This window comes from Methylobacterium sp. GXF4 (genome assembly GCF_000272495.1).
GTDB classification, from domain to species: domain Bacteria; phylum Pseudomonadota; class Alphaproteobacteria; order Rhizobiales; family Beijerinckiaceae; genus Methylobacterium; species Methylobacterium brachiatum.
The window spans coordinates 36,144-53,130 of record NZ_AKFK01000090.1 but is presented as its reverse complement, the minus strand read 5'-3'; the positions used below and the strand labels follow the sequence as shown (position 1 = coordinate 53,130).

At 69.6% G+C, this 16,987-nt stretch carries 17 protein-coding genes; 4 read left to right on the top strand and 13 right to left on the bottom strand.

Annotated elements, in window-relative coordinates; all coding sequences use genetic code 11:
- Positions 1 to 54: 54 nt before the first annotated feature.
- From WYO_RS25700 to WYO_RS25685, 4 genes are all read right to left on the bottom strand, one after another.
- Entirely contained in the window at positions 55 to 777 is a 723-nt protein-coding gene (locus WYO_RS25700; protein WP_007568178.1) for an ABC transporter ATP-binding protein, read from the bottom strand.
- Positions 770 to 2,824 (bottom strand): branched-chain amino acid ABC transporter ATP-binding protein/permease, encoded by a 2,055-nt coding sequence (locus WYO_RS25695; protein ID WP_007568177.1) that lies wholly within the window; start codon positions 2,822 to 2,824, stop codon positions 770 to 772. Before WYO_RS25695 ends, WYO_RS25700 begins: the two co-directional genes overlap by 8 nt.
- A 5-nt stretch (positions 2,825 to 2,829) precedes the next feature.
- Positions 2,830 to 3,702 (bottom strand): branched-chain amino acid ABC transporter permease, encoded by an 873-nt coding sequence (locus tag WYO_RS25690; protein WP_007568176.1) that lies wholly within the window; start codon positions 3,700 to 3,702, stop codon positions 2,830 to 2,832.
- Between the two features lie 105 nt (positions 3,703 to 3,807).
- Positions 3,808 to 5,001 carry an ABC transporter substrate-binding protein gene (locus tag WYO_RS25685; RefSeq protein ID WP_085985820.1) on the bottom strand — a complete coding sequence of 398 codons (1,194 nt, stop codon included), beginning with the start codon at positions 4,999 to 5,001 and terminating at the stop codon, positions 3,808 to 3,810.
- A 525-nt stretch (positions 5,002 to 5,526) separates the two neighbouring features.
- Between WYO_RS25685 and WYO_RS25680 the strand changes: the two genes are divergently transcribed.
- Positions 5,527 to 7,353, top strand: coding sequence for a nucleotide pyrophosphatase/phosphodiesterase family protein (locus tag WYO_RS25680; protein ID WP_007568174.1), 1,827 nt, complete (start codon positions 5,527 to 5,529; stop codon positions 7,351 to 7,353).
- A gap of 309 nt (positions 7,354 to 7,662) precedes the next feature.
- Here WYO_RS25680 and WYO_RS25675 read toward each other — a convergent pair whose 3' ends face one another.
- The 3 genes from WYO_RS25675 to WYO_RS25665 form a co-directional block, all read right to left on the bottom strand.
- Positions 7,663 to 7,944 (bottom strand): DUF2312 domain-containing protein, encoded by a 282-nt coding sequence (locus WYO_RS25675; RefSeq protein WP_039904239.1) that lies wholly within the window; start codon positions 7,942 to 7,944, stop codon positions 7,663 to 7,665.
- 116 nt (positions 7,945 to 8,060) lie between these two features.
- Positions 8,061 to 8,369 carry a DUF1244 domain-containing protein gene (locus WYO_RS25670; RefSeq protein WP_007568171.1) on the bottom strand — a complete coding sequence of 103 codons (309 nt, stop codon included), beginning with the start codon at positions 8,367 to 8,369 and terminating at the stop codon, positions 8,061 to 8,063.
- 61 nt (positions 8,370 to 8,430) lie between these two features.
- Positions 8,431 to 9,195: an N-formylglutamate amidohydrolase gene (locus WYO_RS25665; RefSeq protein ID WP_007568169.1), complete on the bottom strand. Its 765-nt coding sequence runs from the start codon at positions 9,193 to 9,195 to the stop codon at positions 8,431 to 8,433.
- 193 nt (positions 9,196 to 9,388) lie between these two features.
- Between WYO_RS25665 and WYO_RS25660 the strand changes: the two genes are divergently transcribed.
- The 3 genes from WYO_RS25660 (at position 9,389) to pyk (ending at position 12,725) form a co-directional block, all read left to right on the top strand.
- Positions 9,389 to 10,708: a glycerate kinase gene (locus WYO_RS25660; protein WP_007568167.1), complete on the top strand. Its 1,320-nt coding sequence runs from the start codon at positions 9,389 to 9,391 to the stop codon at positions 10,706 to 10,708.
- A 31-nt stretch (positions 10,709 to 10,739) separates the two neighbouring features.
- On the top strand, positions 10,740 to 11,165 hold the full coding sequence (locus WYO_RS25655) for a DUF1036 domain-containing protein (protein ID WP_007568165.1): 426 nt from the start codon (positions 10,740 to 10,742) through the stop codon (positions 11,163 to 11,165).
- A gap of 123 nt (positions 11,166 to 11,288) precedes the next feature.
- Positions 11,289 to 12,725, top strand: a complete 1,437-nt coding sequence (gene pyk / locus WYO_RS25650; RefSeq protein WP_007568163.1) for a pyruvate kinase — start codon at positions 11,289 to 11,291, stop codon at positions 12,723 to 12,725.
- Positions 12,726 to 12,728: 3 nt separating this feature from the next.
- Here the strand turns inward: pyk and WYO_RS25645 are convergent, their stop codons facing one another.
- From WYO_RS25645 to ubiG, 6 genes are all read right to left on the bottom strand, one after another.
- Entirely contained in the window at positions 12,729 to 13,739 is a 1,011-nt protein-coding gene (locus tag WYO_RS25645) for an alpha/beta hydrolase (protein WP_007568161.1), read from the bottom strand.
- The gene (locus WYO_RS25640; protein ID WP_081497048.1) at positions 13,736 to 14,341 is read right to left on the bottom strand and encodes a tetratricopeptide repeat protein; all 606 of its coding nucleotides are present in this window, start codon (positions 14,339 to 14,341) and stop codon (positions 13,736 to 13,738) included. The genes WYO_RS25645 and WYO_RS25640 overlap by 4 nt, the downstream gene beginning before the upstream one ends.
- Positions 14,342 to 14,470: 129 nt before the next feature.
- Positions 14,471 to 14,596, bottom strand: coding sequence for a type B 50S ribosomal protein L36 (gene ykgO, locus WYO_RS25635; protein ID WP_003601867.1), 126 nt, complete (start codon positions 14,594 to 14,596; stop codon positions 14,471 to 14,473).
- 164 nt (positions 14,597 to 14,760) lie between these two features.
- Positions 14,761 to 15,498 (bottom strand): PAS domain-containing protein, encoded by a 738-nt coding sequence (locus WYO_RS25630; RefSeq protein WP_244424301.1) that lies wholly within the window; start codon positions 15,496 to 15,498, stop codon positions 14,761 to 14,763.
- 18 nt (positions 15,499 to 15,516) lie between these two features.
- Positions 15,517 to 16,089, bottom strand: coding sequence for a YbhB/YbcL family Raf kinase inhibitor-like protein (locus tag WYO_RS25625; RefSeq protein ID WP_007568140.1), 573 nt, complete (start codon positions 16,087 to 16,089; stop codon positions 15,517 to 15,519).
- Positions 16,090 to 16,135: 46 nt separating this feature from the next.
- A complete protein-coding gene (ubiG, locus tag WYO_RS25620; RefSeq protein ID WP_007568137.1) occupies positions 16,136 to 16,897 on the bottom strand; it encodes a bifunctional 2-polyprenyl-6-hydroxyphenol methylase/3-demethylubiquinol 3-O-methyltransferase UbiG in 762 nt (253 codons plus the stop codon).
- Positions 16,898 to 16,987: the final 90 nt, after the last annotated feature.

The following is a 16,987-nucleotide window of genomic DNA, read 5'->3' as shown; positions in this document are numbered from 1 at the left end:
CGGCCGCGATCGGAGACGATCGCGGCCGTTGCCGTTTTCAGGGCTCCGGTCGGCTCAGTGGCCGCCGCCGAGATAGGCCGCCCGCACCGCCGGGTTGCTCTTGAGCTGGGCCGCCGGGCCCTGGAAGCGGATCCGGCCGTTCTCCAGCACGTAGGCGTGGTCGGCGACGCCGAGCGCCGCCATGGCGAATTGCTCGACCAGCAGCATCGTCACGCGCTCCTCCTTGAGCTGGCGGATGATGCGGAACACCTCCTCCACCAGCTTGGGCGCCAGCCCCATGGAGGGCTCGTCCAGCAGGAGGATCTCGGGGCGCAGCATCAGGGCGCGGCCCATGGCGAGCATCTGCTGCTCGCCGCCCGAGAGCGTCCCGGCAAGCTGGGTGCGCCGCTCCTTGAGGCGCGGAAACAGGCTGAAGGCGCGCTCGCGGTCGGCGGCGACATCGCCCTTCGGGCGGGACCCGGTCAGCCGCGGGAAGGCGCCGAGCGTCAGGTTGTCCTCCACCGACAGGGTCGGGAACACCCGGCGGCCCTCCGGCGAATGCGCCAGCCCCTCGCGGGCGACGTCGTGGCTGTCGAGCCCGCCGATCTCGCGGCCGTTCAGGCGGATCGTGCCGGCGCGCGGGCGGATCATCCCTGAGAGCGCACGCATGGTCGTGGTCTTGCCGGCGCCGTTGGAGCCGATCAGCGTGACCACCTGGCCCTTCGGCACCTGGAACGTGAGGCCGTGCAGGACCTCGATCTGGCCGTAGCCGGCGTGGAGATCGGAGACCTCAAGCATGGGCGTGCTCCGGGCTGCTGCCGCCCATGTCGTCGGGGGCGCCGAGATAGGCCTCGATCACCTTGGGATCCTGCTGCACTTCGCGGGCGCCGCCCTCGGCGATCTTGTGGCCGAAATCCAGGACGCTGACCCGGTCGCACAGGCCCATGACCACGTCCATGTGGTGCTCGATCAGGATCACCGTGATGCCGGCGTCGCGGATCTTGCGGATGATCGCAACGAGGTCGGCGATGTCGGGCGCGGTGAGGCCGGCGGCCGGCTCGTCGAGCAGCAGGAGCACGGGGTCGAGGGCGAGCGCCCGGCCGATCTCCAGCAGGCGCTGCTTGCCGTAGGGCAGGTTGCGCGCCTCCTCCTGGGCGAGGGCGCCGAGCCCCATGAAGTCCAGGATCGACATGGCCCGGGCGCGGGCCTCGCGCTCCTCGCGCCGGCGGCGGGGGGTGCCGAGGATCGCGTCGAAGATCGTGCCCCGGAAGGTGTGGTGCAGGCCGACCAGCACGTTCTCGAGCGCGGTCATCTCGTGGAACAGCTGCACGTTCTGGAAGGTGCGGGCTACCCCCGACAGGGCAATCTCGGAGGGCGTGCGCCCGTCGATGCGCCGGCCGCCGGCCACCGCCAGCGTCACCGAGCCGGCCGTAGGCTTATAGATCCCGGTGAGCACGTTCATCATCGTGCTCTTGCCCGAGCCGTTCGGCCCGATCAGGCCGTGGATCGTCCCCGGCTTCACGGTGAGGTCGATCCCGGCGAGCGCCTTCAGGCCGCCGAACTGCATCAGCACCTGTTCGACCTTCAGCAGCGCGTCCCCGCCGGCATCACCGCGCTGGGCGATCAGCGCCGCGCCGCCGGCGGCGAGGTCGCGGCCCTCCGCCGTATGGGCCGGCCGCAGCGCCGGGATCTTCTGGCGCAGGAAGCCGACGATGCCGTCCGGCAGGTAATAGACCACGAACAGGATCATCAGGCCGAAGACCGTCAGGCGGAAATCGGTGACCGATTGCAGCGCCAGGGTCGCCGGCAGGAACAGCACGCACAGCACCACCGGCACCAGGATCGCGTAGCGGTTCGGCTGCTTGCGGATGAAGGCGAGGGCGCCGACGATCACGGCCGCGGCCGCGATGAGGCCCGCCATGATCCGGACGAGCTCGATATCGGCCAGGATGTTGGGCATCATCACGATGATCGCGGAACCGATCAGCGGCCCGGAGCGCGACTTGCGCCCGCCCATGGTGACGGCGAGCAGGAACAGCACCGTGAGCTCAAAGCCGTAGGAGTTCGGCGCGACGTAGCGCTCGGACCAGGCGAACAGCGCCCCCGCGAGGCCGGCGAGCGCCGCCGAGACCACGAAGGCGTAGACCTTGTAGCGATAGACGCTGACGCCCATGCAGTCGCAGGCGATCGGCGAGTCGCGCAGGGCCTCGAAAGCCCGACCGAAGGGCGAGCGCACCACCCGGTTCACCACCAGGATGGTGAGCAGCAAAGCCGCGCAGACGAGATAGTAGAATTCCAGCTTGCGCCCGGCCGCGCCCCAGGGCGCCTGCATGCCGATCAGCGAGAAGTCGAGCACCCGGGCCGGCGGCAGGGTGATGCCCAGCGGCCCGTTGGTGATCGGGGTCAGCTCGTTGATGAAGATCTGGATGATCGTGCCGAAGGCCAGGGTCACCATCGCCAGGTAGGGCCCGGTCACCCGCAGGGCCGGGACCGCCAGCAGGACGCCGAAGGCTGCCGTGACGCCGATGCCGGCGAGCAGCCCCAGCCAGATGCCGATCTTGAAGTGCAGGAACAGCGTCGCGGCCGCGTAGGCTCCGATGCCGAACAGGCCGGCATGGCCGAGGGAGACCTGGCCGGTATAGCCGACCACGATGTCGAGCCCGAGGATCAGGATCGCGTAGATCGCGATCACGGTCAGCAGGTGGATGTAATAGGTGCTCGTCACCACGAGGGGGAACGCCACCAGGGCGACGACCAGCAGCACGGCGCCGATCAGGCCGAGGCCGCGGGCATTCGTGGCGGGCGGGTGCGCGGCGGCGGCGGGCGCGAGGGCGGAATGCGCCATGACGGTCAGACCTTCTTGATCACGGCCTTGCCGAACAGGCCGACCGGGCGGATCGAGAGCACAACGAGGAGGAGGATCAGGCCCGGCACGTCCTTGTAGCCGGTCGAGATGTAGAAGCCGGTCAGCGTCTCCGCGACGCCGAGGATGAGGCCGCCGACGATCACGCCGAGGCCGGATTCGAGCCCGCCGATGATCGCCACCGCGAAGGCCTTGAGCGCGAGCACCGCCCCCATCGTGGCGCCGGTCAGCGTCACAGGGGCGACGAGCACCCCCGCGAAGGCCGCCGTCATGGCGCTGATCGAGTAGGACAGGGTGATGATCCGCTTGGTGTTGATGCCCATCAGGCCGGCGGCGTCGATGTCGTTCGAGGTGGCCACGACCGCCTTCCCCCAGATCGACTTGCGGTTGAAGATCTCGACGCAGAGCATCATCAGCAGCGCGCCGGCGACGATCAGCATCTCCATCGGCAGCACGCGGATCCCGCCCATCTCCACGGCCGCGTCGGGCAGCGGGGAGGGGAATTTCAAATCGTCCCGGCCCCAGATGTTCTCCGCGAGGTTCCGGAAGATGATGCCGAGCGCGATGGTGGCCATGATCCACCCGTACTCGGACTTGATCTTGATCGCCGGGCGGACTGCGAGGCGCTCGACCACCGCCCCGAGGGCGAAGCCGAAGACCAGCACCAGCGGGATCATCAGCCAGTAGCCGGTGAACGGCGCCAGCGTCAGGCCGAACAGGGCGCCGAGCGCCAGGGCCTCGCCCTGGCCGAAATTCAGGGTCTTGGAGGTGGCAAAGGTGAGCTGATAGCCGAACGCGATGGCGGCGTAGATCATGCCGACCGCGACGCCCGAGGCGACGAGCTGAAGGAAGATGGTCATGGTGTCGAAGCCGTCCCAGGCGTCACGGGGCAGGCGGGCAGCCGGCCGTTCGGGCTCAGTTGCCCGTCGTTCGGACCCGTGCCGGGGAGCACGGGTCCGCGCGCGTCAGTTCGAGGACTTTTCCTTGACGCGGACGACGCCGGCGTTCTTCGCGTCTTCCGGCTTGGCGTAGACGATCTTGCCGTCCTGGACTTTGCCGAACACGACCATGTTGCGCGAGATCGCGTTGTGGTCCTTGGCGGTGAACGGGTGATCGTAGGTGGTCACCACGCCCTCGACCTTGGTGTTCAGGTTCTCGAGCGCTTCGCGGATCTTCGGGCCGTTGGTCGAGCCGGCCTGCTTGATCGCCGCGGCGATCAGGTAGACCGAATCGTAGCCCTGGGCGCCGGCCACCGGGGTCGGAATCTTGGTCACGCCGTAGGTCTTGTAGTAATCGTCGAGGAAGGAGGCACGCTTGGGCAGCGTCTTATCCTCGATGAACGTCTGGGGCATGATCACGCCGTTCCCATTGGTACCGGCGATATCGATGAAGCTCTGCATCGAGGCCGGCCAGGACGCGATGATCGGCACCTTCCAGCCGAGCTTGGCCATGCCGTTGGCGACCTGGGCCAGCTCCGGGCCGATGCCGTAGGCCAGGATTACGTCGGCGCCGGCCTGCTGCGACTTCAGCAGCTGGGCCGTCATGTCGACGTCCTTGATGTTGAACTTCTCCACCGCGACCGGCTTCACGCCCTTGGTCGCCAGATACTTCTCGATGTCCTCGCGGCCGAGCTGGCCGTAATTCGTCGAATCCGCCAGGATGGCGATCTTCTTGAAGTTCTGCGCCAGCGCCTCGTCGACCATCATGCCGGCCTGGAGGACGTCGTAGGCCGAGTTCCGGAAGACGTAATTGACGTCGTAATCCGGCTCCTTGAACTGATTGGTGATCACCGTGCCGGTGGCGACGTTGTTGAACACCGGGATCTCGGCTTCCTGGTAGAAGCGCTGGGCGGCCAGGGCGACGCCGGTGTTAATGAAGCCCACCGTGGCGACGACCTTCTCCTTGTTGATCAGTTCCTGCGCGACCTGGGCGCCGACCTCGTTCTTGGCCTCGTCGTCCCGCTCGATCAGCTGGATCGGGCGGCCGAGCACGCCGCCGTTCTTGTTGATCTCGGCGGCGGCCAGCTTGGCGCCGTCGCGCATCGAGACGCCCATGGACGAGGAGCCGCCCGTATAGGGGCCGGTGAGCCCGATCTTGACCGGGTCGGCGGCCTGCGCCGGCACGAGCCCCAAAGCCGTAGCGCTGAGCAGGGCGCCCATCAGGGCGCGTTTCGTCAGGATCATCGTTTCCTCTCCCAAGCGCGTCCCGGGCCGCGTTTCGATCGGCGGATCCCGTTGTGGCGTATCGATCGTGTTGGATCCGCTGTGCGCCTGCAGTCGACGCGCCGGTCAAGGCCGCGTCTCGAGAGCGTTCAAGCGTCCGCGGGCTGCCCTTCAATGTGGCATACCGGATGCGGTTACTCACTCTTTCAGCAAAGATCGCGCTAACGTCAAGGTCTCAGCGACGGCGTTACGCGACCACCGCCGTTCTCTGTGGAAGAGGCGCGGTCCTCAGCATTTAACCGCCGGCACGATCATGTGAATGGACCGGGCGAGGGCGGATTAAGACTCGGCCCGGTACGTATTTCCGCGGTTCTCCGGGGCGGCTTCAGCCGATCGCCCAGTCTTGCGCCTATCTGGCGGCTGAACCCCTGCAGGCCTGGCAGCGCTCAAACGCCGGGTCCCTGTCATGGCGCTGTAATCTTCGCCGGCCACGCCGCTGCCCGGATCGGTCGGAGATTCGTCATGCGTCGCGTCATCGTTGCCTGCCTCGTCGGATTGTGCGCCTCCGGCGCCGCCCGTGCCGAGACGCGGCCCCACAACGTCATCCTGTTCGTGGCCGACGGCCTCCGGGCCGGGATGGTGAATCCGCAGACCGCGCCGACCATGGACCGGCTGATGAAGACCGGCGTGCGCTTCACCAACACGCACTCGATGTTCCCGACCTTCACCATGCCGAACGCCACCGCGATGGCGACCGGCCACATGCTGGGCGATACCGGCCAGTTCGGGAACACGATCTACACCGCTTTCCCGGTGCCCGGCGCCGGCGACAGCCTGACCCCGTTCCTGGAGAGCGACCCGGTGCTCGGCGACGTCGACGAGCATTTCGCCGGCAACTACCTCAACGAGGAGACGATCCTGAAGGCCGCCCGGGCCAAAGGCTTCTCCACCGCCAGCATCGGCAAGCTCGGGCCGTCCCTGGTCTTCGACCACACCGAACGCACCGGCCAGTACAACATCCACATCGACGACAGCACCGGCCGGTCCGGCGGCATCCCCCTCGGCGAGGCGTTCCGCGCCCGGCTCAAGGAGGTCAACCTGCCGGATCAGGCGCCGACCCGCGGGGCGAACGGCCAGGCCGGCACCGCCGAGACGCCCGGCACGGTCGTGGCCAATGTCGAGCAGCAGGGCTATTTCGCCGCCGTCGCGACCAAGGCCGTGCTGCCCCTGTTCAAGGCCCGGCAGAAGCCGTTCGTGCTGGTGTTCTGGTCGCGCGATCCCGATGGGACGCAGCACAACCAGGGTGACAGTCTCGGGCGGCTGGTGCCCGGCATCAACGGGCCGACGAGCCTGGCCTCAATCCGCAACGCCGACGACAACCTCGCCGCGCTCCAGGCCGCCCTGCGCGAGCAGGGCTTGGCCGAGACCACGGACGTCGTCCTCACCTCGGATCACGGCTTCTCCACGATCTCGAAGGAGAGCGCGACGAGCTTCGCCGCGTCGCAGACCTACAAGGGCGTGCCGGCCAAGCAGCTGCCGCCCGGCTTCCTCGCCATCGATCTCGCCCACGACCTCGGCATGACCCTGTTCGATCCGGACGCGAAGGGCGCGAAGCTCGATGCCGGGGTTTTCCCGAGCCGGGCCAACGGCCTGATCGGTTCCGATCCGGCCAAGCCCGACGTGGTGGTCGCGGCCAATGGCGGCTCGGACCTCGTCTACGTGCCGAGCAACGACAAGGCGCTCGCCCGCAAGGTGGTCGAGGCCCTGTCGCGCCAGGATTACGTCAGCGGCCTGTTCGTCAGCGACTCCCTCGGGGCGATCCCTGGAACCCTGCCGCTCTCGTCCATCGCCCTCGACGGGTCGGCCCTGACCCCGATGCCGGCGATCGTGGTGAACTTCCGCAGCTTCTCGACCGGCTGCGCCGATCCCACCACCTGCGGCGTCGAAGTATCGGACACCACCCTGCAGCAGGGCCAGGGCATGCACGGCAGCTTCGCGCGCTCGGACACCCGCAACGTCATGGGCGCGGTCGGCCCGAGCTTCCGGGGCGGCCTGGAAAGCGACATCCCGGCGAGCAACGCCGATCTCGGCAAGACCATCGCCCGGATCCTGGATCTCGACATCCCCAACAAGGGCAAGCTGGTCGGCCGCGTCCTGACCGAGGCGATGGTCAACGGCGCCAAGCCGGCGGCCCAGAAGCATATCCGCCGCTCGGAGCCGGACGCCGCCGGCATCGTGACGGTGCTGAACTACCAGACGGTCGGCGAGACCCGATATTTCGACGCCGCCGGATATCCGGGCCGGACCCTGGGCCTCATCGAGGAGACGCACGCCGCGGGCGGGCATTGAACGCTCATCCAACCGGCCTTTGCCATCCGCCACCTCATCCTGAGGTGACGTAGCAAGGCGAAGCCCTCGAAGGAGACCTTCAGCCTGCCGCGCGATCCCTGGAGCGCTCCTTCGAGGCTCACTGCGTTCGCACCTCAGGATGAGGGCGAGAATCGGGATTTCCCGTCGCGCAATCTTTGGCGTTGAGGGCGGCGCAACCCTCAAGCTGAGACCCGAACGAGAAAGGGCCGCACCTGTTTGGGTACGGCCCTTTGCAGTCTCAACTTGATCCATCCGCCGACCGGCTATCCGGCTCGGCAGCGGCTGGGGCTACGCCATGCCGAGGGCCTGCATGTAGAGCTCGAGGATCGCCTCCTGCTCCTGGCGCTCGCTGTGATCCTGCTTGCGGATCCGGATGATCGTGCGCACCGCCTTCGCGTCGAAGCCGCGGCCCTTCAATTCGGCGAACACCTCCTTGATGTCGCCCATGATGCCGGCCTTCTCCTCCTCGAGGCGCTCCAGGCGCTCGATGAACTGCTTCAGCTCGTCGGCGGCCACGCCCTCGGCCGACGAGACGTCGCCGCCGGGCCGCTGGGCTGCTGCGGTGGGCATCGAATGGGCGTTCATGGGGCTCTCCGGGATGCGCGGCGCGGTTGCGCCCTGGACCGGTGGTTAACGGGCCGAACTTACCGGAAGCTTAGCCGATTCTCGCCGCCTCTCTCGCCCGGTCAGTGATCCTTGGCCTGGGACGCCGAAAAACCCGCCTGCTGCTCGGGACTCGCCTCCGTCTGGTGCTTCGCCTTCCAGTCGCTGTAGGGCATCCCGTAGACCGCCTCGCGGCTCTCGTCCTTGGTGAGCGGCACGCCCGTTTCGTCGGCGGCATCCTTGAGCCAGTTCGACAGGCAGTTCCGGCAGAAGCCCGCCAGGTTCATCAGGTCGATGTTCTGCACGTCGGTGCGGGTGCGCAGATGCGACACGAGCCGGCGGAACACCGCGGCTTCGAGTTCGATCTGGGTCTTCGGGTCGATCTCGGGCATCGTGGGAAAGACTTTCAGGTGAGGGCCGTCGGCACGGATCTCGGGATCGGACGCGTTCCGATCAAGCCGCGATCAGCGGGCGCAGGATGCGGGCGAAGCGCTCGGCCCATTCCTCCTGGCCTGCCGCGCCGGCGATCAGGTCCTGGCGGATCTCCACCAGGGCGTTGGGCAGGCCGCGGGCGGTGGCGTGGCGGTCGATCGTGTCGCCCGGCAGGCCGCCGCCATAGGGCTGGTTGTCGCCGACCGTGAGCCCGGCCGGATCAGCCTCGAGCGCCGCGATCAGTGGTCGGGCGAAGCGCTCATCCCGGTCGTACAGGATTCCAACCTGCCAGGGCCGGGCGATGCCGCGCCAATAGGGCGTGAAGCTGTGCATGGTCAGGATCACCGGCGGGCGCCCGACAGCCTCGGCGGCCGCCACCGCCTCGTCGATCGCCGCGTCGAACGGCGCGTAGAAGCGCGCAATCCGGGCCTGCTTGCCGGCTTCGTCGATCCGGGCGTTGCCCGGCACCACGGCGCCGTCGGAGAGGCGCATCACCAGGGTCGGGTCGGATCGGCCGCGGTTCGGGTCGATGATCAGGCGAGAAAAGTTCGTGAGGATCGCCGGCACGTTCAGCCGGGCCGCGAGCCCGCGGGTCACCGCCGCCGCGCCGATATCGTAGGCGATGTGGCGGCCGAACTCGGATTCCGGCACGCCGAGCTCGATATCCGCGGGCACGAAGTTCGACGCGTGGTCGCAGGCGATCACGAGGCCGCAGGCGGGATCACCCGGGATGATCTCGCACGGGTGCGGGGCCGGGGGGCGCGCTTCGATCTCCGGACGGGTCACGGGGCTCCGAGGGTTGGATCTGTGGGACGGCGCCGATCGCGCTTGCCGTGAGGCGGCGGCTCGGGCAGATCACCTGACAAGGCGCGATGCCTATCAAAGAACGTGCGCTCACGGCAACAAACGGGCCCGCCGCCCACCAATGAATGGGCGGGGATCGCACGCGCAAATCACAGTGAGGAGCCCGTCCGACGCCATGCCCGAGACCGTCCCGTCCATCGCCGATCCCGCCATCCTCAAGCAGCGCGCGCTCCTCGAGACCCTGTTGTATGCCGGCATTCGCGCCGCCCATCCGGATCTGTGCCTGCCCGCGCACCTGCCGGTGCCGAGCCCGGGGCGTCTGATCATCCTGGCGGCCGGCAAGGCCGCGGGCAGCATGAGCGCGGTGGCGAGCCGGTTCTACCGCCAGCAGCACGGGCTCGGCGACGACCGGATCGTCGGCCTCGCGGTCGCCCGCCATGGCTACGGCCAGGACGCCCCGGGCATCCACATGGTCGAGGCCGGCCACCCGGTCCCGGACGAGGCCGGCATCGCCGCCACCCAGGAAGCCCTGCGGCTCGCCACCGAGGCGGGGCCCGACGATGAGGTGCTGGTCCTGCTCTCGGGTGGCGGCTCGGCCAACTGGATCGCCCCGGCCGGGGACCTGACCCTCGTCGAGAAGCAGGCGATCACCCGGGCGATGCTGCGCTCCGGCGCGCCGATCGGCGAGATCAACACCGTCCGCAAGCACATCTCCCGGATCAAGGGTGGCCGGCTCGCCATGGCGGCCCGCAACGCCCGGCGGATCCTGACGCTCGCCATCTCCGACGTGCCCTTCGACGATCCGGCGGTGATCGCCTCGGGCCCGACGGTGCCCGATCCCTCGACCCTGGCGGATGCCCGGGCGATCTGCGAGCGCCGGGGCATCCCGCTGCCGGAGACGGCGATCCGTCTGCTGAACGACCCGTACAACGAGACCCCGAAGGCCGGCGACCCCGCCTTCGCGCGGGCCGAGTACCGCATCATCGCCCGGCCGATCGACGCCCTGGAGGCCGCCGCCGCGGCGGCGCGCGAGGCAGGCTACGAGCCGATCATGCTGGGAGCCGACCTCGAAGGCGAGGCACGGGAAATCGCCGCCGTGCATGCCAGCGAGGCCAAGCGCTACAAGGCCGCCGGCCAGCGCGTGGCGCTGATCTCGGGGGGCGAGCTGACCGTGACGATCCGGGGCGAGGGCCATGGCGGCCCGAACCAGGAATACGCGCTGGCGCTGGCGGTAGCGCTCGACGGCGAGCCCGGCATTTTCGGGATCAGCGCCGACACCGACGGCACCGATGGCGGGCGCGGCCTCGCCACCGACCCGGCCGGCGGCCTGGTCGACCCGACCACCCTGGACCGCGCCCGCGCCGCCGGCCTCGACCCCGCCGCGATGCTGGCGCAGAACGACTCGACCGCGTTCTTCGCGGCCCTTGGCGACCTCGTGAACCCCGGCCCGACCCGTACCAATGTCAACGATTGCCGCATCATCCTCGTCGGGTAGATTTTTTGGGAGGGGAGCCGCGTCGCCGCTCATGCTGTCGGTGGTCCTGGGGGTCGGCGTCGCTCTGCTCGGCGTCGGCCCCGCCAGGGCGGACCTGCGCCTGTGCAACCAGACCGCCAGCAAGGTCGGCATCTCGCTGGGCTACCGGGACCCGCAGGGCTGGGTCACGGAGGGCTGGTGGGATCTGGCCCCGAAGGCCTGCGAGACCCTGCTCAAGGGCGCGCTGGCGGCGCGGTTCTACTACGTGTTCGCGGTCGACTACACGCGCGGCGGCGAGTGGAGCGGGCGCTCGCTGATGTGCACCCGCGATTCCGAGTTCACGATCCGCGGCGTCGAGGATTGCCTCGCTCGCGGCTACGACCGGAACGGCTTCTTCGAGGTCGATACCGGCGAGCAGAAGAGCTGGACCATCCAGCTCACCGATCCCAACCGGGCGGACGCTCCGGCCAAGCCGTGAGGGCGCCGCCGCGCCCTTGACGCTGCCCCGGGCGGGATGCCTACACCGCCACCCAACGAACCGAACCGACGCCGTCGCGGGCCGAGCCCGCGCGGACGCGGCGGAACACCCGGAGGATCACGCTTGAAACGCTCGCGCCGCACCAAGATCGTCGCCACCCTCGGGCCGGCCTCGGACTCGCCGGAGATGATCGAACGCCTGTTCCGGGCGGGCGTGGACGTGTTCCGGCTCAACATGAGCCACCTTCCCCGCGAGAAGCTGCCCGAGAAGGTCGAGGTGATCCGGGCGATCGAGCGCGAGGCCAAGCACCCGATCGGCATCCTGGTCGACCTGCAGGGGCCGAAGCTCCGGCTCGGCACCTTCGCGGAGGGCGCCGTGATGATCGAAACCGGGGCCACCTTCGTGCTCGACGGCGACCCGACTCCCGGCGATGCGGGCCGCTGCCACCTGCCGCATCCGGAGATCCTGGAAGCCCTGGAGGCCGGCCACGCGATCCTGCTGGACGACGGCAAGCTGCGCCTCAGCGTGCTCGAGACCTCGGAGAACCGCGCCGTGACCCGCGTCGAGGTCGGCGGGAAGATCTCGAACCGCAAGGGCGTGTCGCTGCCCCACACGGTGATCCCGGTTCCGGCGATGACCGAGAAGGACCGGGCCGATCTCGATGCCGGCCTCAATGCCGGGGCCGACTGGATCGCCGTCTCCTTCGTGCAGCGGCCCGAGGACGTGGCCGAGGTCAAGAAGGTCTGCGCCGGCCGTGCCCTGGTCATGGCCAAGATCGAGAAGCCGCAGGCCCTGACCCGTCTCGACGAGATCATCGAGATCTCGGACGGGTTGATGGTCGCCCGCGGCGATCTCGGCGTGGAGATGCCGCTGGAGCAGGTGCCCGGCGTGCAGAAGCGGATCACCCGCAGCGCCCGCCGCTTCGGCAAGCCGGTGGTGGTGGCGACCCAGATGCTCGAATCGATGATCACGGCGCCGGTCCCGACCCGCGCCGAGGTCTCGGACGTGGCCACCGCCGTCTACGAGGGCGCGGATGCGGTGATGCTGTCGGCCGAGAGCGCGTCGGGCGCCTTCCCGGTCGGGGCCGTGGAAACGATGAACCGCATCGCCGAGCAGGTGGAGCGGGACGCGGTCTACTGGTCCATCATCCGGGCGCAGAGCGCGACCCCGGACGAGACCGCCGCCGACGCCATCGCGGCAGCCGCCCACCAGATGGTCGACGCCCTGAACCTCGACGCGATCATGGCCTGGACCAATTCCGGCTCGACCGCCCTGCGCCTGTCGCGCGAGCGCCCGAACGCCACGGTGATCGCCCTGACGCCCCGGCGCGAGACCGCCCGCCGCCTCGCGCTCGCCTGGGGCACGCACCCGATCGTCACCAAGGATGCCAGCGACGTGGACGACATGTCGTTCCGCGCCGCCAAATTCGCGGTCCGAGAAAAATTCGCCGCGGTGGGCGACCGGGTGATCGTGGTGGCCGGCCTGCCCTTCGGCACACCCGGGGCGACGAACCTCGTGCGGCTGACCTTCATCACCCGGGAGCACGCCGAGAAGGCGTGAGGTTCATTCCCTGACGAGGGGAGCGGCCTCGCGCCGTTCGCCGGCGAACCGGGCGATCTCGTCGGTCAGGCGCTCCGCCGCCACGAAGTGGAGCATGTGGCCGATACCCGGCAGCAGCACGAGCCGTGCGCCGGGGATCGCCTTCGCCAAGGGGACCGCCTGGGTCTCGCTGCACACGATCGGATCGGCCGCGCCCGAGATCACCAGGGTCGGGACGCGGAGGTCGCCGTAGCGCGGGCTCTGCGCCGCCAGAGCGCCGGGCAGGCCGACGAGATCCTGCACGTTGGCGAGCAGGGTTCCGGGCCGCAGCACCAGGGCGGCGCGGACGGCTTCCGCGTAGCCGGGGACTTCGGACTGAGGCTGAAAGACCCGCTTGGCCGTCTCGGGGAGATAAGACTGCGCGAGCGGCGGACCGATGGTGCGGCTCAGCAGCCAGGCTACCGGCGGCTGCAGCGCGAGACGCCAGTACCAGGGCAGCGCCAGCATCTGTGCCGGCATCGGCATCGCTACGGGCGCCGCGAGCACGAGGCTCGACACCCGCGCGGGATGGTCGAGGGCGAGCGCCAGGGCCAGCGCGCCGGCCCAGGAATGGCCGAACACCATTGCCGGCCCGACGCCCAGCTTCTCCAGACCCTCGGCGATGAGCCGCGCCTGGACGGAAGGCGCGGCCGCCTCGCTCCCGGCGATGCGGTCGCTCCAGCCGAAGCCCGGCCGGTCGAAGGCGATGACGCGGAAGCCCTTCTCGGCGAGACGGCGGCCGAAACCCTCCATCGGGTCGGAGGCGTTGGCCGAGGCCCCGTGCAGCAGGATCACCGGCGGGCCGTCGGCCGGCCCGGCCTGGATGGTCGCCAGTCGTCCGCCCGCAACCTCGACGAAAGGCCCGGCCGGCGGATTCTCCGCACCGGCCCGCAGGGCGATGACCAGGCTCGCCACCGCGCCGAGCGCGAGGACCAGACCCAGGATCGCGAAGGGGAGGGCGAGAAGCGTGATGAGAAGTGCGGTCACCCGGCTCACAGGTCGCGGCCGTCAACCTCCGGAGCAAGGCGGTCGACCGCCTCGCCGATCTTGTCCATCTTCGGATATAGCGCCTTGGCCCGGCGGAAGGCCGCCAGAGCCCGGGCCTTGTCGTCGAGGGATTCGTAGATCCGCCCCATGGCGGCCCAGGCCTCGAAGTGGCGCGGCTCCAGCACCAGGGCGCGGCGCAAATCGGCGATGGCGTCGTCCTTGTCAGTCAGGAGCCAGAACACCGTGGCGCGCCGGTTCCAGCCCTCGGACCAGTTCGGCTCCAGGGCGGTGACCCGATCCATCAGCTCGGCTGCCAGGGGAAAGTCGTGGGCCGCGATGGCCTGCCGGGCGCGGTCGGTGAGCAGGTCGGCGGTCGGGCTGCCCGAGGCGTCGAGGCGGCGCTCGATCAGCTTGGCGATGCCTTTTGCTTCCGCCGGATCCTCGCTGGCGCGCAGGCGCGCGAACAGCTCGTCGAGGCTCACGGTCTTCGGCGCCGGCTTCGCCTCGGGCGCCGGGCGACCGGACCGGCCCGTATCCGGGGCCGCGGCGGCGATCGGTGCCGCGAAGACCGGCAGGCAGACCAGGGCGGCGAGGAGACGGGTCGGCTTCATCATCCCAGAGTGTGCGCGGGTGTGGGGCTCGTCAACGTGCCGCGGTGCCGCGCACGCGAAAGCAGCCGCAACCCGGACGGGCGCGGCTGCTTTCGCGTTGACTGACCCGACCGAGGCCGGGGGCAGGCTTCAGCCCTGGCGGGCCTTGAAGCGCTTCTGGGTCTTGTTGATCACGTAGACCCGGCCCTTGCGGCGCACGAGCTGGTTGTCGCGGTGACGGCCGCGCAGGGACTTGAGGGAATTACGGATCTTCATCGGTCTCTCGAGCCCGGGTGGGCCGTCCATTCACGGGGGATCGGGAACGTGGTCGCGAGGCAGGACGCGAGGTCGCGTCCAGCGATCACGGCACACGCATCGCGGGATGGCGCCGCCATATCAGGATTCGCCACCGCAAGGCAAGGCGTCGCAGGCGCGGCGGCTCAATGCACGCTGTCGGAGGCCGGCACCGCGGCGGTGACGACCAGCTGCCGGCCGATCTCATGCAGCAGCGCATCGATCAGCGGCTTCAGCCGCTCGAAATCGTCGATCGCCAGGCTTTCAGCCACGGTGAACAGCGCCAGCGCCAGCTCGGCAACCCGGTCGATCCCGCCGCCCGGGGCGTCGATCGCGCAGAAGGTGGCTGGGTCGAGGAATCCGTCCCGGCTGCTCTCGGTCACGTCGATGACGATGCCGCGGGCCTCGCTCACGATCCCGTCCGGGCCCATGACGAAGCGTCCGCGCGCCAGAACCCAGCGTACGTCGTCGGGCGCGATCACGGCGCGGTACTGGGCGACGTACAGGCCGCCGTGACGCTGCAGGTCGCCGACGATCGCGGCGATGCGCGGCCGGTCCTGCGGATGGATCCGTTCGAAGAACATGGCGTAGGTCGTGCCCCGCCCGGTCGCCGCCCGGGGAATGCCCAGCATCGTGGCGGCGACGGGATCGCAGCGCACGACGTCGTCGGCGATCCGCCACTCCCACGTCCCGACATTCGACGCGGCGAGCGCGCGCGCGATGATCTCGCTGTCCCGCCGCTTCGGCGACGCATCGACGCCCACGGATCTCGTCTCCAGAACGGAAGGAAAGTCTCTGATCGCCAAGGCGATATTTTGTCGACACAGTAACGTGCGGCGCTCGGCCGTACAACGCGAACGGCTTTTGGCCGCCTGCCAATCCAAGCGTCGCGATACCCGGCCTCAGGTTCGCGCGTAGGTGCCGATCAGCCGTCCCTTGCCGAGCACGTGGCCGCGCATCGCGTCCAGCAGGGCGGAGCGGCCGGGGTTTCCGGGAAGGTCGAGTGCGTCGCGAAGCGCGTAGAGTTGGAAGACGTAGGCGTGGCTCCCGTGGCCGCTGGGCGGATCAGGCGGGAGCCATTCGGATCGCAGGAAGCTGTTCTGGCCGAGGCTGAAGCTGCCGGACCGCTGATCCGGGCTCGGCAACGCCCCTTTCGCGAGGCTTCCGGCGGCGATCGACAGGTTCCACACGATCAGGTGAACGAGCGGTTGCGGCGTCGGGCTGCCGGCATCCTCGACCAGGAGGACCAGGGTCGTGGCCCCGGCCGGCAATCCCTCCCAGGCGAGCGGCGGCGAGGTCCCGGCCCCGTCCGCGGTGAAGCGCGCCGGGATGTCGGCGCCGTCCGCGAAGGCCGGGCTCGTCAGCCGCAGCGTCTCCGGGATGTCGGCGAAGGCCGCGTGATAGGCGGTCTTCTCCATGCCGGCCTTGAGGCCGGACAGCGCCGCGCCCACCGCGGTGGGGATCTTCTCGAGCATGGTTCGGGTCTCCGCTGCGGTCTCAACCGGGAAAGGAGCCTCCGGTTCAGGCCCGACGCTCGGACGCGACCATGTAGTTCACCGCCTTGTCCCGGCTGGTGCGCCAGCCGTCGGTGAGCGGGTTGTAGACGACACCGATCGTATCGGTGACGTCGAGGCCGCCCGCCCGGATCGCGCGGCCGAATTCCTCCGGCGTCACGAACTTCTCCCAATCGTGCGTGCCCCGCGGCAGCCAGCCGAGCACGTATTCGGCGCCGACGATGGCCATCGCGAAGGAGCGCATCGTCCGGTTGAGGGTCGCGCCGAACAGCATGCCGCCCGGCTTCACCGCCGCGCAGGCGGTGCGCACGAAGGCGGGCATGTCCGCGACGTGCTCGATCACCTCCATGATCAGCACCGCGTCGAAGGTCTGGCCGGCGGCGACCACGGCCTCGATGGTCTCGCCGCGGTAATCCACCGGCACACCGGCGGACTCGGCGTGGGCGCGCGCCACCGCGATGTTCTGCTCCGCTGGATCGAGGCCGGTGACCTGAGCGCCGAGGCGGGCGAGGGGCTCGGACAGCACCCCGCCGCCGCAGCCGACATCGCAGATGGTCAGCCCGTCCAGCGGAAATGGCGTCTGCGGATCCCGGCCGAAGCGCCGGCACAGCGCGTCGCGGATATAGGCCAGCCGCACCGGGTTGAAGCGGTGCAGCACCCGCATCGGGCCCGCCTCGTCCCACCAGGTGGCGGCGAGGGCGTCGAATCGCGCGACCTCGCCGCGATCGACGAATCCGTCCGTCCCGGGGTTCGTGGCTGCCCTGTCCATGCGCGTTCCGTCCAGAAGATGCCGGCCGTGTCCGGACGATAGCCGAGCGCCGGGCGCTCGACGCGCGATCCGGATCGGGGCTATCGGCGG

Coding starts and splice junctions, on each gene's coding strand:
- WYO_RS25700 (WP_007568178.1), bottom strand. CDS start 777: ATGCTTGAGGTCTCCGATCTCCACGCCGGCTACGGCCAGATCGAGGTC.
- WYO_RS25675 (WP_039904239.1), bottom strand. CDS start 7,944: ATGCCCACCGCAGCAGCCCAGCGGCCCGGCGGCGACGTCTCGTCGGCC.
- WYO_RS25660 (WP_007568167.1), top strand. CDS start 9,389: ATGCCCGAGACCGTCCCGTCCATCGCCGATCCCGCCATCCTCAAGCAG.
- WYO_RS25690 (WP_007568176.1), bottom strand. CDS start 3,702: ATGACCATCTTCCTTCAGCTCGTCGCCTCGGGCGTCGCGGTCGGCATG.
- WYO_RS25680 (WP_007568174.1), top strand. CDS start 5,527: ATGCGTCGCGTCATCGTTGCCTGCCTCGTCGGATTGTGCGCCTCCGGC.
- WYO_RS25625 (WP_007568140.1), bottom strand. CDS start 16,089: ATGCTCGAGAAGATCCCCACCGCGGTGGGCGCGGCGCTGTCCGGCCTC.
- WYO_RS25655 (WP_007568165.1), top strand. CDS start 10,740: ATGCTGTCGGTGGTCCTGGGGGTCGGCGTCGCTCTGCTCGGCGTCGGC.
- ubiG (WP_007568137.1), bottom strand. CDS start 16,897: ATGGACAGGGCAGCCACGAACCCCGGGACGGACGGATTCGTCGATCGC.
- WYO_RS25695 (WP_007568177.1), bottom strand. CDS start 2,824: ATGGCGCATTCCGCCCTCGCGCCCGCCGCCGCCGCGCACCCGCCCGCC.
- WYO_RS25685 (WP_085985820.1), bottom strand. CDS start 5,001: ATGGGCGCCCTGCTCAGCGCTACGGCTTTGGGGCTCGTGCCGGCGCAG.
- WYO_RS25640 (WP_081497048.1), bottom strand. CDS start 14,341: ATGAAGCCGACCCGTCTCCTCGCCGCCCTGGTCTGCCTGCCGGTCTTC.
- WYO_RS25670 (WP_007568171.1), bottom strand. CDS start 8,369: ATGCCCGAGATCGACCCGAAGACCCAGATCGAACTCGAAGCCGCGGTG.
- ykgO (WP_003601867.1), bottom strand. CDS start 14,596: ATGAAGATCCGTAATTCCCTCAAGTCCCTGCGCGGCCGTCACCGCGAC.